The organism is Streptomyces sp. NPDC002994 (assembly GCF_040611155.1).
In the GTDB taxonomy this organism is placed as follows: Bacteria; Actinomycetota; Actinomycetes; order Streptomycetales; family Streptomycetaceae; genus Streptomyces.
In genome coordinates this window covers 98,664-114,396 of sequence record NZ_JBEXNQ010000021.1, presented here as the reverse complement: position 1 = coordinate 114,396, position 15,733 = coordinate 98,664, and the positions used below count along the sequence as shown (strand labels likewise).

Here is a 15,733-nt window from a genome sequence, read left to right as displayed (position 1 = left end):
GCCGTCCGGCTCAAAAGAGGTGTACGGCCGGGCGCCTCGCCCGGCACGATGGCGGCCATGACGACGAACGCGAACGTGCCCGCCGCCCGCCGGAGCCTCGAAGCGCTCGCCCTCGGTGACGCCTTCGGCGAGCGCTGGTTCCCTCTCTTCCGCGAGCGGCAGCAGGCGTCCGAGGAAATCCGGGCCCGGTGCGTCCCCGAAGAGCCCCTCTGGCACTGGACCGACGACACCGCGATGGCGCGCGCCGTGATGCGGGTGCTCGACGAGCACGGTGAGATCCGGCAGACGCCGCTGGCGATGTCGTACGCCCTCACCTTCATGGCCGACCAGGCGCGCGGCTACGGCAGCGGAATGCACGAGCTGCTCCCACAGCTCGTGGAGGACCCCTCGGCCTGGCCCGACCTCGCCCGCCGGCTCTTCGGCGGCGAGGGCAGCCTTGGCAACGGCGCGGCGATGCGGGTGGCGCCACTGGGGGCCTGGTTCTCCGGCGACGTGGAAGTCGTTGTCGCGCAGGCCGAGTTGTCCGCCGAGGTGACGCACGCCCATCCGCAGGGCGTCGCGGGCGCGGTGGCCGTCGCCGTCGCGGCGGCGCTCTCGGTGCGGGGCGAGCTGTCGGTGGCGGCCGTGGCGGAACGTACGCCCGAGGGGCCGGTCCGCGACGGGCTGCTGCGGGCGGCGGCCCTGCCGTTCACCACCGCGCCGTGGAAGGCCGCCGACGTGCTCGGCAACGGGCAGCGGATCCGCGCCGACGACACGGTGCCGTTCGCGGTCTGGACGGCGGCGCGGCACGCGGACGACCTGGAGGCGGCGCTGTGGTCGACGGCGGAAGGCTTCGGGGACGTCGACACGACGTGCGCGATAGCGGGCGGAATCGTCGGCGCCCGTACGGGAATTGACGCGATGCCGGCGCAGTGGCTGGAGCGGCGGGAGGCGCTGCGGTAGCGAGGGAGCCGGGGGCGGTTTCCGCGCGCGTACGAGAAGCATCCTCGGCCATGACCATGCCACCGCCGGGCATGGAGCGGCCCGGCCACCGGGAGCGTGCCCATGCGGGCTGAGTGCGCGCAGGGGGATGCCGGCAGGCGCGGAGGGCGGTCAGGGTGCGACGCCGGCCGCGCCCGCCAAGGAGATCGATCCGGCGGGCACCCTCATCACGCTGAGCTGCCGGGAACACGGGCGCCTCGGTGGCCGTCGTACTCCGGAGATCTCCCGGCAGGACCCGGAGTCCGTGGACCTCGCCGAGCTCGCCGTCAAGGTCCGCGAAGAGGTCATGGAGAAGGCCGGCGGATTACGCCGCGGAACCGCCGCCGGGGGCCGGGAACGGCGTACGCAGCGTGAAGGCCTCCTGGGTCGGGCCGTGCTCGCGCAGACGCAGGAGCGCCTTCTCGGCGTCCGCCACCGTCGGGCGGCAGCCCGCCTCCACCCACCACAGCGCCGTCATCGCTTCCTTCACGCGCTCGAACCACTCGTGGCGCCGGCCGAGCAGCTCCCGGTGCTGCCCCTGGTACATGAAGGCCGTAAGGGCATTGGTGTCGCGCCACACCGACATGTTCACGATCAGCCACTCGTCCCCGAACACCGGAACGTCCGTCGCGTTGCCGGTCTCGCTCTGCAGCCGCCATATGAATCCGTCGGCGCTGTCGGCCACCGCGTTCACCGGGTCCAGCGCGTCCACGAAGTCCTTCAACTCCGGTGAGTCGAGCGGGAACTTGAGGCGGGATATGTTGACTTGGGCCAGCTCGTACGCAGGGGAGTCAGTAGTCATGGCCGCACGATAAGCGCCTGCGACAGGCGAACGGTGAACGTTTCGCTGACCGAGACGATCACACGGTCAGTCGTCCAGCGCCGCCCGCATCACCGCCCGCGCGATCGGCGCCGCGCTGCCCCCGCCGCTGATGTCGGCACGGTCCGCCGACGCGTCCTCCACGACGACCGCCACCGCGACGGCCGGCTGGCCGTCGCCGTTCTCCTGCGCCCAGGAGATGAACCAGGCGTACGGCGTCCCGGTGTTGTCGATGCCGTGCTGCGCCGTGCCGGTCTTGCCGCCGACCCTGACCCCGGGGATGGCGGCGTTCGTGCCCGTCCCGTTCTGCACGACGTCGACCATCATCTGCTGGAGCTGCGTCGCGGTGGCCGGATTCATCGCCTGGTGCAGGGACTTCTGGCTGTTCTGCGCGACGACGTCGCCGTCCGACCGCGTCACCTTGTCCACCAGGTACGGGGACTTGAGCTCGCCGCCGTTGGCGACCGCCGCCGCGACCATCGCCATCTGGAGCGGCGTCGCCCTGGTGTCGTACTGGCCGATGGAGGACAGGGCGAGCTGGTCGGCGGTCATGCTGGTGTCGAAGTTGCTCCTGGAGACCCCGGACGGGATCTTCAGCCCGCCGTCGTTGAACCCGAACTTCCGTACGGTGTCGAGCATTCCGGCGAGCCCCACCCGCACGCCCAGATCCGCCATCACCGTGTTGCACGAGACGCGGATCGCGTACTCCAGCGACGCGTTGCGGCAGCCGCGCGCCTCGTTGGGCAGTGTGGTGCTGGTGCCGGGCAGGACGTACGGCTCCGGGGTCTTCGTCGGGGCGTCGATGTCCGTCACCACCTCCGTGTCGAGCGCCGCCGCAGCCGTCACGATCTTGAAGGTGGACCCGGGCGGGTACGTCTGACGGATGGCCCGGTTGAGCATCGGCTGACTCGGCGCGCCGTTCAGCCGCGCCCACGCGTCCGTGACCCGCTTCCCGGTCCCGGAGAGCTCCTGTGGATCGTACGACGGGCTGCTGACCAGGCCCAGGATCTTCCCCGTCGAAGGCTGGATCGCCGCGACGGCGCCCTTCCTGCCGCGCAGTCCTCTGTACGCCGCCCGCTGGACCGCGCCCTTGATGGTGGTGACGGCGTGGCCGCCGGGTTGGCGCGAGCGCGTGATCTCGTTCCACAGGGGGAGCGGGGCGAGCATCGAGTCGGTGCCGGAGAGGACGTCGTCCTCGGCGTTCTCGATGAAGGTCGTGCCGTACGTCTGGGAGGCATAGCCGGTGACAGGCGCGTACAACGGCCCGTGGAGATACGTTCTTTCGTACCGCAGCTGCTCGCCGCTGTCCCTGGACCCGGTGACCGGCTTCCCGTCGACGATGATGTTGCCGCGCTCCTGCTGGTAACGGCCGATCGTCTTCCGCCGGTTGGCGGGATTGTCGTCGAGCGATTCCGCCTGGAATACCTGGATACGGGCGGCGTTCAGCAGCAGCGCGACGAGCAGCAGCAGGCAGAACCCGGCCGCTCGCCTGATGTAGCGGATCACTGGTCGTCCTCCACGACGGGGGCGATGATGCCGGTCTCGACGTGCTCCGGGTGCGGGCTGCGGGCCGAGTCGCTGACCCGGATCAGCAGCGCCACGATGATCCAGTTGGTGACGACGGACGAGCCGCCCTGCGCGAGGAACGGCATCGCCATGCCGGTCAGCGGGATCAGTCCCATCACGCCGCCCGCGATGACGAACACCTGGAGCGCGAGGATCGAGGCGAGGCCGATCGAGAGCAGCCGCCCGAACGGGTCGCGCAGCGCCAGGCCCGCCCGGTAGCCGCGGGCGACGAGCAGGGCGTAGAGCAGGAAGATCGCGGTGAGGCCCGACAGGCCGAGCTCCTCGCCCGCCGTCGCCAGGATGAAGTCGGACTTGGCGGCGAAGCCGATGAGGACGGACTCGCCGGCGCCGAGCCCCGCGCCGAGCATGCCGCCCGCCGCGAAGGCGAAGAGCGACTGGGCGAGCTGGCTGGGGCCCTGGCCGGCGTCGATGGAGGCGAAGGGGTTCAGCCAGTCCTCGACGCGGCTGTTGACGTGCGGTTCGAGCGATCCGACGACGAAGGCGCCGACCGCCGCGAGGAGCAGGCCGACGGCGATCCAGCCGGTGCGGCCGGTCGCGACGTACAGCAGGATCACGAAGAGGCCGAAGAACAGGAGTGACGTGCCGAGGTCGCGTTCCAGGACGAGTACGCCGACGCTGAGCAGCCAGATGGCGACGATCGGGCCGAGCACACGGCCGGTGGGGAGCTGGAGCTTCCAGATCTTGCGGCCGGTGTAGGCGAGGGCGTTGCGGTTGGCGGCGAGGTAGGCGGCGAAGAAGACGGCGAGCAGGATCTTCGCGAACTCGCCGGGCTGGAAGGAGAAGCCGCCTACGCGGATCCAGATCTTCGCGCCGTTGATGGCGGGGAAGAAGATCGGCACGGTCATCAGGACCAGGGCGGCGGCGACCGAGAGGTAGGCGTACCGCTGGAGGACGCGGTGGTCGCGGAGCAGGATCACGACGCCGATGAAGAGCGCCACGCCGAGGGTCGACCAGACGAGCTGGGTGGGGGCCGCCTGGTCCCTGGGGGTTTCGAGGTCGAGGCGGTAGATCAGCACCAGGCCGAGGCCGTTGAGGAGGACCGCGATGGGGAGGAGCAGCGGGTCGGCGTACGGGGCGCGGAAGCGGACGGCGAGGTGGGCGAGGAGCGCGAGGACGCCGAGGCCCGCGCCGTAGCCGGCGGCGTCGGGGGGTACGGCGCCGTCCTTGGTGAGGCCTACGGCGATGTACCCGTACACGGCGATGAGGACAGCGCCGACGAGGAGCGCGAGTTCGACGCCGCGCCGCTTGGGGAGGCGTACGTCGGGCGGGGGAGCGTCCACCGTCGTTGCGGTCATGTCAGGCAACGTAGCAAGCCGGCAGGCCGTATCTCCGTATATGTCCGCTCACGCCCAAGGGGTTCGCGCGGCGGGGGCCGAACTCCTCGGGCGTGAGCGGGGCACTAACGGTGCGTCAGCACCAGCGCGGGGCGGCGCCGATGTTCGCGATGTAGTGGGCCGAGCCCCAGGCCCAGGTGCCGTCGGTGAGCAGGTACCAGCGGTTGTTCCCGTGCACGTTGTCGCCGCGGGTCTTGCAGAAGATGTGGACGATCGCCCCGTAGGGCTTGCTGCCGATGACCCGGCTGCTGCGGGTGGGCTTGTCGCGCAGCAGCAGCCTGGGCTTGGCTATGACGCGGCCCTTGTAGAGGTGGGAACTCTGGCTCTGGGCTCTCTGGGCGCTCTTGGCACTCTGGGCGCTTTCGGCGCGCTCGGCCGGGGGCTTGACAGGGTCCGCCGCGGCGAGCGCGGGGCTCGTGGCGGTGAGGGCGGCGATGGCGCCGGCGGCGACGTACAGGCCGAGCCTGGGGAGCGGAGACCGGGGGAGCAGGGGCATGTTGGCTCCTGACAAGTGAGAGGCCTTCGCCGTGGCGAAGGGCGGCGGGGGACTCCGGTCCGTAATGAAACCGGTCCCCGACTCGCGCGATTCACACTAATTTCGACACTTACTGATCGCAATCCGTCACTTTGTGTGCACGGTGTCGCTGTCGCTGCCGCCCGGCTAAGGGGCCTCCTGGACCTCCTGGACCTCCTGGACCTCCGGCAGCTTCAGCGTCGCCACCGCCCCGCCGTCCGGCGCGTTCGCGAAGCTCAGTTCGGCGCCGATGGCCTCCGCCTGTCCCACGGCGATCGTCAGGCCGAGGCCGTGCCCCTTGCCGCCGGCGCGCGGCTCCGTTCTGAAGCGCTGCGGGCCGTGCTCCACCAGGTACTCGGGGAAGCCCTCGCCGTGATCCCGCACGCTCACCACGGGTCCGTCCACGGTCAGTACGACCGGCTCCCGGCCGTGCTGGTGCGCGTTGCCGATCAGGTTGCCCAGCACCCGCTCCAGCCGCCGCCGGTCGGTCTCGACACAGGCGTCCCGTACGATCCGGACCTCGGTCGGCGTCCCCGGCCCGCGCGCCACGCGCTCCGCCAGTGGCCCGATCCGGTGCACGTCGAGGCTGATCTGCTCACTGCCCGCGTCGAGCCGGGAGATCTCCAGCAGGTCCTCGGTCAGCAGCCGCATCGCGCGCACCCGGTCCTGCACGAGCTGGGTCGGCCGGCCGGGCGGCAGCAGCTCCGCCGCCGCGTGCAGACCGGTCAGCGGCGTGCGCAGTTCGTGGGCCACATCGGCGGTGAAACGCTGCTCGCTCTGCAGCTTGCCCTGGAGGGTGGAGGCCATCGCGTCCAGCGCGCCGGCGACCGTGGCCACCTCGTCCTGCGGGCGCGAAGACGCCTTCGTACGAGGGTCGTTGACGCGGGCGTCCAGGTCGCCCGCGCTGATCCGGCGCGCCACCGAGGCGGTCTGGTGCAGGCGGCGCGTCACGCGGGTGACGGCGAAGACGCCGACGAGCAGCGTCGCGGAGATGGCGAGGAAGGACGAGCCGACGATGGCCCGGTCCAGGCCCGTGATCGTACTGACGCCCTGGCTGTAGTCGATCTCGGCGGCCATGGCGCGCCGGCCGGCCGGGGCCGCCGCCCACATGGTGGGGCGGCCGTCGTGCTCACTGACGAGCGTGCCGTGCCGGCCGGAGAGGGCGAGAGCGCGCAGCGAGGCGGGCAGACCTTCCGGATCGATGCCGGTGTCCGGCGGCAGCGGATCCCCGGCCTCGTACGCCCGAGTCGCCTCCTCCAGCCGCGTGAGCGCCTTCTCGCGGGCCTGGTTGACCGTCTGGTGCGTCACGGAGACGTGCACGAGTGCGCCGAGCAGCGCCGCGAGCGCGCAGCACATCACGGTGATGAAGGCCGCGGCCTTCCAGGTGAGGCGCCCGGTCCAGGCAGGCAGACGGGGTCTCATGGGCGACCGCCGGGCCCGTTGGGGGGCGTGGGGCTCGTGTGGGAGTGGGTGTGGGAGGGCAGCGGGTCGCCTCCGTCCTTGTGCACCCGCAGGATCTCGTCGCGGGTCGGCAGCATGGCGTGCTGGTGGCCGTCCCAGGACCAGGCCGTCCTGTACTCGTACCCCGGCAGGTTCGACGGCGCCCGGATGATGAGGTCCCGGCCCGCCAGCGAGACCCCGATCACGGCGTCGCTGGTGCCCATGATGCGGGTCAGCCGGCCCTTCTCGGCCAGGTAGCAGCGCACCACGAGCTGGCCCTTGGGCATGGAGACGCCGAGGATCAGCTCGACCTTGCCGTCTCCGGTGAGGTCGCGGTAGTACGCCTTGAGCACCGGGCAGGACTTCGGCCGCGTGTCGCACTCCCGGAGCTGCCTGGCCGTCTGCTCGTACCGCCCGTCGGGTCCGCTGAGGGCGTCGGGATGTGCCGCCTGCTCCGCCTGGGCGACGGCCACCGGCCGCACCCTGCGCACATCGTCACCCGGCACTTTGATCCCGCGAACCGTCTCCGTCTCGCCCTCGCCGTAGTCCATCGGAGGGACCGTGGCGGCCGGCCGCTCCGGCCACAGACGGGTGGGCCCGACGGCGGTGGGCGTGGGCCCGGCGCTTTCGAGCTCCCCCGCGTCGGCGCAGCCGGACAACGCGGCTGCCACCGCTGCTGCGGCGGCGGTCAGCAGCAGTGCCGCGCGGGCGGTGCGGTGCGCGCTCAAGGCTCCCTCTCTGCGCAGTGGCTTTGTCTACTTCACGACCGGCGGCTCAGCGCTGATACGGATTCTGCCCCGGCTGCTGCTGGTGCGCCTGCCCGTAGCCGCCGTCGGCGGCCTGCTCCTGCGCCTGGAGCTGCTCCGCCTGCTCCTGGGTGACTTTCTGCTCGGCGCCGCAGAAGGTGCACTGGGTCGTGTACTTCGTCGAGTACGGAAACAGCGGAACGAAGAACAGCGTGAACTTGCTGACGCGCTTCCTGAGCGTGTGCGCCGCCGGGTTCCCGCAGCTTCCGCACACCAGTGTGAGCATGGCCAGTTGGTAGAGGTAGCTCTTGCTGCCAAAGATGATCATCAGGTGGTCCCCTCCGTACGTACGCGATCGTTTGTTGCCGAGTCTGCACCAACCGGGTCTGGGCAGGACTCACGCACCCTCCGGCGGGGCCAGGTCCGGGCGCAACCGGTGCCACGACGGCTGGCGCAGGAGCCCCGCCTTCGTCCGGGTGTTGTACGCGACCTCGCCGACCAGGCGCGGCAGCACCCACCGCGCCCCCGCGACGGGCGGCACCACGTCGAACGGGCACGTGTCGACGGCGGCAACGCGCAACAGCTCGGCGAGCAGGGCCCGTTCGCGGTCGTTCCACCCCGTCCCCACGCTCCCGATGAACCGCAGGACCCCACTCTCGTACTGGCCAAGGAGCAGCGCTCCCGGAAGCCCCGACAGGCGGCCCCGGCCGGGCACCCAGCCACCGACGATCGCGTCCACCGTCCGGACGTTGCGGATCTTGATCCAGTCGCGGGAACGCAGCCCCGGTGTGTACACGGAGTCGAGCCGCTTGCAGACCACGCCCTCCAGGCCCCCCTCCTTGGTCGCCCGGAGCGCCTCCTCACCGTGCCCGACGATCGCGCCGGGCGTCGACCAGTGCGACCCCCGCAGACCGAGGCTCTCCAGCTCCCGCCGGCGTTCGCGGTACGGAAGCCTGATGAGGCTGCGGCTGCGCAGATGCAGGGCGTCGAACAGCATCAGATGGGCCGGCACGTCCGGCGCCAGCCGGGCGGCCTTCGCGGGCGATCCGGACAGGCCCATCCGGGCCTGCAGACGCTCGAAGTCCGGACGGCCGTCGTCGTCGAGCGCGACGATCTCGCCGTCCAGTACCGCCGCGACCCCCGCGCCGAGGGCGGTGCCCAGCGGCAGCAGCTCGGGGTAGGCGGGCGTGATGTCCGCGCCGGACCTGGCCCGCAGCATCAGTGAGCCGTCACCCGGCAGATAGACAACGGCCCGCTGGCCGTCGTGCTTGCTTTCGAACGCCCACCGTCCCTGCTCCCGCGCCGGCGGCAGCGTGCCCGGCGTCGCGAGCATGGGCTCGATCCGGGGCAACGTGACCACGGCCGATCACGCACCGGGCAGCGGCCGGGCCCGGCCCGGATCGAGCAGCGGGCCGAGCAGGTCGCCGTACCGCTCCAGCCGTACGCCGATGTCCGCCGCCCGGAACACCAGCCGCCCGGGCTCCGCCCGCCCGTCCTCGACCTCCTCCCAGGTCACCGGCGCCGACACGGTCGGTTCCTCCCTGGCCCGGAGCGTGTACGGCGCGGCAGTCGTCTTCGCGGCGGCGTTCTGGCTGAAGTCGACAAAGACCTTCCCCGGCCGCAGCGCCCGCGTCATCCGGTGCACGACCAGCTCCCCGAGCGCCTGCTGCGCCTGGACCGCGAGCCCCTTCGCGTACGCCGAGACCTCCTCCGACGGCGTCGGCTCCAGCGCCGCGCACAGGTGCATCCCCTTGGACCCCGAGGTCTTCGCGTACGCCTCGATACCGTCCGCCGCCAGCCGCTCCCGCAGCCACAGCGCGACCTCGCAGCACTCCGCGACGCCCGCCGGCGGCCCGGGGTCGAGGTCGACGACCAGCCGGTCGGCGATGCCGGGATCCGGGGCCAGCCACTGCGGCGTATGGAACTCCACCACCAGGTTCGCCGCCCAGATCAGCGTCGGCAGGTCCTGGATGAGGACCTGGCGCGCCTTCTCGCCCTCGGAGCGCTCCACCTCCACCGTCCGCACCCAGTCGGGCGTACCCTGCGGCGGATTCTTGGTGAAGAACAGCTGCCCGCCGGGGCCGTCCGGATAGCGCAGGAAGGAGATGGGCCGGTCGTAAAGGTGCGGGAGGAACGCGTCCGCGATCGTGGCGTAGTAGTGCAGCACCTCGGCCTTGGTGGTCCCGGTTGCGGGATAGAGGACCTTGTCCAGATTGCTGAGCGCCAGGCGCCGCCCCTCCACCTCTGTGATAGGCGACATACGATGAGAATCCCACGGATATGTGATGAATGATGCCCAAGGGGGCGAATCGTGCGACCCATCTGGAACGGTGCCATCTCCTTCGGCCTGGTCAGCATCCCGATCAAGCTGGTGAACGCCACCGAGCACCACTCGGTCTCGTTCCGCCAGATCCACACCGCCGACGGCGGCCGCATCCGCTACCGGAAGGTCTGCGAACTCGACGGCGAGGAGATCCCGGCGTCCGAGATCGGCAAGGGGTACGAGGAGCCGGGCGGCGGAATCATGCCGATCACCGACGAAGACCTGGCCGCGCTCCCGCTGCCGACGGCCAAGACGATCGAGATCGTCACCTTCGTGCCGGCGTCCGAGATCGACCCCCTCCAGATGGATTCGGCGTACTACCTGTCCGCGAACGGCGTGCCCGCGGCCAAGCCGTACGTCCTGCTGCGCGAGGCACTCAAGCGCAGCGACAAGGTGGCCGTGGCGAAGTTCGCGCTGCGGGGGCGCGAGCGGCTCGGGATGCTGCGGGTGGTGGACGACGTCATCGTCATGCACGGTCTGCTCTGGCCCGACGAGGTACGGGAGCCGGAGGGCGTCGCACCGGAGACGAAGGTGACGGTGCGCGACGCCGAACTCGACCTGGCGGACGCGCTGATGAACACGTTGGGCGACGTAGACCTCGAATCGCTGCACGACGACTACCGCGAGGCGGTTGAGGAGATGATCGCCGCGAAGGCGTCCGGCGGTGAGCTCGTGGAGCGGGCGCCGGCGGCGGGTGGTGGCCAGGTGATCGACCTGATGGCGGCGCTGGAGAAGAGCGTGCGGGCGGCGAAGGAGTCGCGCGGGGAGGGGGCGGGGGAAGGCGCCGACGTCACGCAGATGGCCGGGCGCAAGACGGCCACCGGGGAGAAGTCCAAGCCGGTGGCGAAGAAGACGGCCACCGCGAAGAAGAGCACCGCGGCGAAGAAGACGGCTTCAGCGGCCGAGAAGCAGTCGTCCGGGTCCTCCGGGGCGAAGAAGAGCACCGCCAAAAAGGCCACCCCGAGGAAGCGCACGTCCGCCTGACCGCCGACCGCCGCCCCCCACGCCCGCGTTGGCGACATATACCGCAACACTTCACCGGGACGGCACGCGCCCTTCCCTTCCAATCGCTCCTCTTGGACCATTCAGATCCGCTTCTGTCCCCTCACACTCCAAGAGGCCCCACACCCATGCCAGAACTCAATAGGCGCCGCTTCCTCCAGATAGCCGGCGCGACCGCGGGCTTCGCCGCCCTGTCGGGCAGCATCGACCGCGCCGCCGCCATCCCGGCCAACCGTGTGTCCGGCACGATCCAGGACGTCGACCACATCGTCGTACTGATGCAGGAGAATCGTTCCTTCGACCACTACTTCGGCGCGATGAAGGGCGTACGGGGCTTCGGAGACCCGCGCCCGGTGACGCTGCCGAGCGGAGAGTCGGTCTGGCACCAGGCGGACGGCAACAAGAAGGTGACGCTGCCGTTCCACCCGACGGCCGACGACCTGGGCATGCAGTTCCTCCAGGGCCTCAACCACGACTGGGCGGGCGGCCACAAGGCGATCAACAAGGGCAAGTACGACCAGTGGGTGCCCGCGAAGACGCCGACGACGATGGCGTACCTGACGCGGGAGGACATTCCCTTCCACTACGCCCTCGCTGACAAGTTCACGGTGTGCGACGCGTACCACTGCTCGTTCATCGGAGCCACCGACCCGAACCGCTACTACATGTGGACGGGTTACACCGGCAACGACGGCGCCGGTGGCGGCCCGGTGCTGGGCAACGAGGAGTCGGGGTACGGCTGGACGACGTACCCCGAGCGGCTGGAGAAGGCCGGGGTCTCCTGGAAGATCTACCAGGACACCGGCGACGGCCTGGACGCAGCCGGTCACTGGGGCTGGATAAACGACGCGTACCGGGGCAACTACGGGGACAACTCCCTCCTCTACTTCAACCAGTACCGCAACGCCAAGCCCGGCGACCCGCTCTACGACAAGGCCCGTACCGGCACCAGCGTCAAGAACGGCGACGGCTACTTCGACGACCTCAAGGCCGACGTCCAGGCAGACAACCTCCCGCAGATCTCCTGGATCGCCGCCCCGGAAGCCTTCACCGAGCACTCCAACTTCCCCTCGAACTACGGCGCCTGGTACATCGCGCAGGTGCTGGACGCGCTGACCTCGAACCCCGAGGTGTGGAGCAGGACGGCCCTGTTCATCACGTACGACGAGAACGACGGCTTCTTCGACCACGTCGTGCCGCCGTACCCGCCGGCCTCCGCCGCGCAGGGCAAGTCGACCGTCGACACCTCCACCGAGCAGTACGCGGGCGGCACGTCGTACGCGGCGGGCAACTACGGCCTCGGTCCGCGCGTCCCGATGCTCGTCGTCTCGCCCTGGAGCAAGGGCGGTTACGTCTGCTCCGAGGTCTTCGACCACACCTCGATCATCCGCTTCATGGAGCGCCGCTTCGGCGTGAACGAGCCCAACATCTCCCCGTGGCGGCGAGCGATCTGCGGTGACCTCACCTCGGCCTTCGACTTCGGTACGCCGGACCCGGAGCCCGCCGCGCTGCCCGACACGGCCGCGTACGAGCCGCCGGACCACGAGCGCCACCCCGACTACCGGCCCACGCCGCCGGCTGTCGGCAGCCTGCCCAAGCAGGAGCCAGGCACGCGCCCGGCGCGTGCGCTGCCGTACGCCCCGTACGTGGACGGCGCCGTGAACGCGGCCGACGGCCGTATCGCCCTCACCTTCAGCCCGGGCGCGGCAGCGGGCGCACAGTTCTACGTCACGTCGGCGAACCGCACCGACGCGCCCTGGACGTACACCGCCGAGGCCGGCAAGAAGCTCACGGACACCTGGAACTCGGCGTACTCCAAGGGCACGCACGACCTCACGGTCCACGGCCCGAACGGCTTCCTGCGCACCTTCAGGAGCCCCGCGAAGACGGCGGGCCCCGAGGCGACGGCCCGCCACAACGCGACCACGGGCAACCTCGACCTGACCCTGACGAACCCGGGCACCACAACAGCCAACCTCACCGTCACCAACGCCTACGGCGGCGCACGTCAGACCTTCGCGGTGCGCGCGGGCGCCACGGTGACGCACACCGTGGACCTGCGCACGACCAAGCGCTGGTACGACGTATCGGTGGTCTCCGACACGAACACCACCTTCCTGCGTCGCTTCGCGGGCCACGTGGAGACGGGTGCGCCGGGCGTGAGCGACCCGGCGACGATCACCGCCTGACGTGGCCTCTGCGGAGGTAGGGCAGGCCATACCGCTGCCCTACCTCTGGGGGGATGGCCTGGGCGAAGATCCACTCCTACGGTGAAGCCATGCGACCGATCAACGTGTGGCAGGCCCTGGCCCGGCCCGGCTACCTGCTGTCGTCCTGGCCCTGGCGGTCGGCCGGCTACCTGCTCAGCAGCGCGCCGGTCGGCATCGCGGCGCTGGTGGTGATCGTCGTAGGGGCGACGCTCGGCACGGTACTCGCCGTCGTACTGCTAGGCCTGCCGCTCCTGGCCCTGCTGGCGCTCTCCGGGGTGCCGGTGGCGGCCACCGAGCGGCTGCGGCTGCGGCTGGTAGACCACCGTCCGGCTCCGACACCGCATCAGGTTCCGTCGGAGCCCGGGCTGCTGGCCTGGGCGCGTACCCGGTTCTGGGAGCAGGCGACCTGGCGGGAGCTCGGTTACGCGCTGGTGTTCGCGACGGTGCTGTGGCCGCTGGACCTGATCGTGGTGGGCACGGTGCTGGCCGTGCCGCTGGGCCTGCTGGCGACTCCGGTGCTGATGATGACGGTCGGGGGCGGTGAGGAGGCGCGCGTACTGAAGTTGTGGACGGCGACCTCGATGCCGGAGGCGATCGCCACCGCCGCCGCCGGTCTCCTCATGTTCACCGTGTGCGGTTACGCGCTCGGGATCGCGGCCGTGGCGCGGGCGGAGCTGACCCGGTTCCTCATCGCCCCGCCGGCGCCGACCGTGAGTGCGGAGGTCACCGAACTCGTACGCTCGCGGGTCCGGTTGGTCGACGCCTTCGAGGCGGAGCGGCGCCGCATCGAACGCGACCTCCACGACGGCGCCCAGCAGCGCATCGTCGCCCTCACCATGGCCCTTGGCATGGCCCGCCTCGACGCGCCCCCCGGGCCCCTCGCGGACCAGCTCGCCAAGGCCCACGACGAGGCGGGCAAGGCGCTGGCCGAACTGCGCGAACTGATCCAGGGCATCCACCCCAAGGTGCTCGCCGACTTCGGGGTCGCGGCGGCCGTGGCCGACGCGGCCGACCGCTCCGCGATCCCCGTCGACGTAACCCTCGACCTTTCCGGTCGCCTCCCGGAATCGGTCGAGGCGGCGGCGTACTTCGTGGTCTGCGAGGCACTCGCGAACGTCGGGAAGCACAGCGGGGCGCGGCGCGCCGAGGTGACCGGCAGGCACACCGACGGGCGCCTTGTCGTCGAAGTCCGCGACGACGGAAGGGGCGGCGCGGACGCGGAGAACGGCAGCGGCCTGACCGGCCTCGCCGACCGGGTGTCAGTGCTGGATGGCAGACTCGCATTGTCCAGCCCACCTGGTGGCCCAACTCTGTTGCGTGTGGAGATCCCGTGCGAGCCGATCGATCACTCCGCGTAGTCCTGGCCGAGGACAGCGTGCTGCTGAGGGAAGGGCTGATGGCTCTGCTGGCGCGCTTCGGTCACGAGGTGGCGGCGGCGGTGGGCGACGCCGAGACCCTCCTGACCGCCGTGGCCGAACACGCCCCGGACATCGTGGTCACGGACGTCCGCATGCCTCCCGGCTTCCAGGACGAGGGCCTCCAAGCGGCGGTAGAACTCCGCACGGCGCGGCCTTCCCTCCCGGTCCTGGTCCTCAGCCAGTACGTCCAGCGCACCTACGCGTCGGAACTCCTGGACTCCGGCGACGGCACGGGCATCGGCTACCTGCTCAAGGACCGGGTCGGCCAGGTCGAGGAGTTCCAGACGGCGCTCCAGGAGGTGGCGGCGGGCGGTACGGTCGTCGACCCCGAGGTGGTACGCCAGCTCCTGCGCCGCCGCCGCGACCCCCTGGAGCGCCTGACGCCGCGCGAACGCGAGGTGCTGGCGCTGGTGGCGGAGGGCAAGTCCAACGCGGCGGTGGCCGGCCAACTCGTCGTATCGGAGGCGGCGGTGGGCAAACACATCGGCAACATCCTCGCCAAACTGGACCTGCCCCCAGCAGACGAAACGCACCGCAGGGTCCTGGCGGTGCTCACGTTCCTACGCGCTTAAGCTCCCCGACGGCGCTCGCGTGACACACCCGGGGAGAGCGCGGCCGTACGGCGGCTCCTTACGCACGCGAGCATCGCGGGTTGCGAATGCCAGCAAGTTTGCCGCTACTTCACCGTTTCGACGGCGGGGGCTTCGCTTTCGTCTGCCACCCGCTCGCGGGCCACGCTTCCGGCCGCCACGCGCCCGGCCAACTCCACCACGTACGCGCGTACGACCGCCCCCAAGTCCCCGCCCCCCACCCGCGACCCGACGATGAGGCGGGAAAGCTGCGGTACGGCACTCGGCCAGGCGGCCAGGCCGATGAGCGACAGCAGCATCACGGCGGCCTCCGGCCCCGGCTCAATACCCAGCCGCTCGGCCAGCGCGTCCACCTTCAGCGAGTAACCCTCGGCGCGGTCCTGCTCGCCGGAGGTCGCCGGCTCCCGCTGGTGCAGTGCCTCCCACAGCAGCAACCGCAGCAGCTCGGGCCGCTCGCGGTGGAAGTCGTACACCGAGCCGACCCACTGGGCGACGTCGTCGCCGGGCTTGCCCACGGCTTCGGTGAGTTCGTCCATCGCGGCGCCGACGGTGGCCGCGAACAGGCCTTCCTTGCTGCCGAAGTGCCCGTAAACGCGCTCCTTGTTGACCCCGGCGAGCTCCGCGATGCGGTCGACGCGGGCTCCGGCCACACCAAAGGCGGCGAACTCTTGCCGAGCAGCTCCCAAGAGCTTTTGCTTCGTGACTGCTGTGTCCCGTGCCATGACCCCACACTACCAACTAGCCAACCAACCAGTTGGCCCGCATTGACATCCAACTAGTTGGTTGGTT

General features: G+C 70.8%; 15 protein-coding genes. 5 read left to right on the top strand and 10 right to left on the bottom strand.

What is annotated here, in order from left to right:
* Positions 1-57 precede the first annotated feature (57 nt).
* Complete coding sequence (locus tag ABZX79_RS26430; protein ID WP_355262544.1) at positions 58-942, top strand: ADP-ribosylglycohydrolase family protein; 885 nt, start codon at positions 58-60, stop codon at positions 940-942.
* Positions 943-1,285: 343 nt separating this feature from the next.
* On the opposite strand, the gene ABZX79_RS26425 is transcribed toward ABZX79_RS26430, so the two are convergent.
* From ABZX79_RS26425 to ligD, 9 genes are all read right to left on the bottom strand, one after another.
* Positions 1,286-1,762, bottom strand: coding sequence for a DUF3291 domain-containing protein (locus ABZX79_RS26425; protein WP_355262541.1), 477 nt, complete (start codon positions 1,760-1,762; stop codon positions 1,286-1,288).
* Between the two features lie 66 nt (positions 1,763-1,828).
* Complete coding sequence (locus ABZX79_RS26420; protein WP_355262538.1) at positions 1,829-3,286, bottom strand: penicillin-binding transpeptidase domain-containing protein; 1,458 nt, start codon at positions 3,284-3,286, stop codon at positions 1,829-1,831.
* A complete protein-coding gene (locus ABZX79_RS26415; protein WP_355262535.1) occupies positions 3,283-4,662 on the bottom strand; it encodes an FtsW/RodA/SpoVE family cell cycle protein in 1,380 nt (459 codons plus the stop codon). The genes ABZX79_RS26420 and ABZX79_RS26415 overlap by 4 nt, the downstream gene beginning before the upstream one ends.
* Positions 4,663-4,777: 115 nt before the next feature.
* The gene (locus ABZX79_RS26410) at positions 4,778-5,197 is read right to left on the bottom strand and encodes an SH3 domain-containing protein (protein WP_355262532.1); all 420 of its coding nucleotides are present in this window, start codon (positions 5,195-5,197) and stop codon (positions 4,778-4,780) included.
* 165 nt (positions 5,198-5,362) lie between these two features.
* On the bottom strand, positions 5,363-6,637 hold the full coding sequence (locus ABZX79_RS26405) for a HAMP domain-containing sensor histidine kinase (RefSeq protein ID WP_355262529.1): 1,275 nt from the start codon (positions 6,635-6,637) through the stop codon (positions 5,363-5,365).
* A complete protein-coding gene (locus ABZX79_RS26400; RefSeq protein ID WP_355262526.1) occupies positions 6,634-7,383 on the bottom strand; it encodes a hypothetical protein in 750 nt (249 codons plus the stop codon). The genes ABZX79_RS26405 and ABZX79_RS26400 overlap by 4 nt, the downstream gene beginning before the upstream one ends.
* Before the next feature lie 46 nt (positions 7,384-7,429).
* Positions 7,430-7,729: a zinc-ribbon domain-containing protein gene (locus tag ABZX79_RS26395; protein ID WP_355262523.1), complete on the bottom strand. Its 300-nt coding sequence runs from the start codon at positions 7,727-7,729 to the stop codon at positions 7,430-7,432.
* Positions 7,730-7,798: 69 nt separating this feature from the next.
* Positions 7,799-8,734 carry an ATP-dependent DNA ligase gene (locus ABZX79_RS26390; RefSeq protein WP_355262521.1) on the bottom strand — a complete coding sequence of 312 codons (936 nt, stop codon included), beginning with the start codon at positions 8,732-8,734 and terminating at the stop codon, positions 7,799-7,801.
* Between the two features lie 33 nt (positions 8,735-8,767).
* Positions 8,768-9,661: a non-homologous end-joining DNA ligase gene (gene ligD, locus ABZX79_RS26385; protein WP_355262518.1), complete on the bottom strand. Its 894-nt coding sequence runs from the start codon at positions 9,659-9,661 to the stop codon at positions 8,768-8,770.
* 51 nt (positions 9,662-9,712) lie between these two features.
* Here ligD and ABZX79_RS26380 point away from each other — a divergent pair, with 51 nt between their 5' ends.
* From ABZX79_RS26380 to ABZX79_RS26365, 4 genes are all read left to right on the top strand, one after another.
* Positions 9,713-10,708 carry a Ku protein gene (locus ABZX79_RS26380; RefSeq protein WP_355262515.1) on the top strand — a complete coding sequence of 332 codons (996 nt, stop codon included), beginning with the start codon at positions 9,713-9,715 and terminating at the stop codon, positions 10,706-10,708.
* 146 nt (positions 10,709-10,854) lie between these two features.
* Positions 10,855-12,915: a phosphocholine-specific phospholipase C gene (locus ABZX79_RS26375; protein WP_355262512.1), complete on the top strand. Its 2,061-nt coding sequence runs from the start codon at positions 10,855-10,857 to the stop codon at positions 12,913-12,915.
* Between the two features lie 89 nt (positions 12,916-13,004).
* Positions 13,005-14,294, top strand: a complete 1,290-nt coding sequence (locus ABZX79_RS26370; RefSeq protein WP_355262510.1) for a sensor domain-containing protein — start codon at positions 13,005-13,007, stop codon at positions 14,292-14,294.
* A gap of 38 nt (positions 14,295-14,332) precedes the next feature.
* Positions 14,333-14,926 carry a response regulator transcription factor gene (locus ABZX79_RS26365; RefSeq protein ID WP_355262620.1) on the top strand — a complete coding sequence of 198 codons (594 nt, stop codon included), beginning with the start codon at positions 14,333-14,335 and terminating at the stop codon, positions 14,924-14,926.
* Positions 14,927-15,030: 104 nt separating this feature from the next.
* On the opposite strand, the gene ABZX79_RS26360 is transcribed toward ABZX79_RS26365, so the two are convergent.
* The gene (locus tag ABZX79_RS26360) at positions 15,031-15,666 is read right to left on the bottom strand and encodes a TetR/AcrR family transcriptional regulator (protein ID WP_355262507.1); all 636 of its coding nucleotides are present in this window, start codon (positions 15,664-15,666) and stop codon (positions 15,031-15,033) included.
* Positions 15,667-15,733 lie beyond the last annotated feature (67 nt).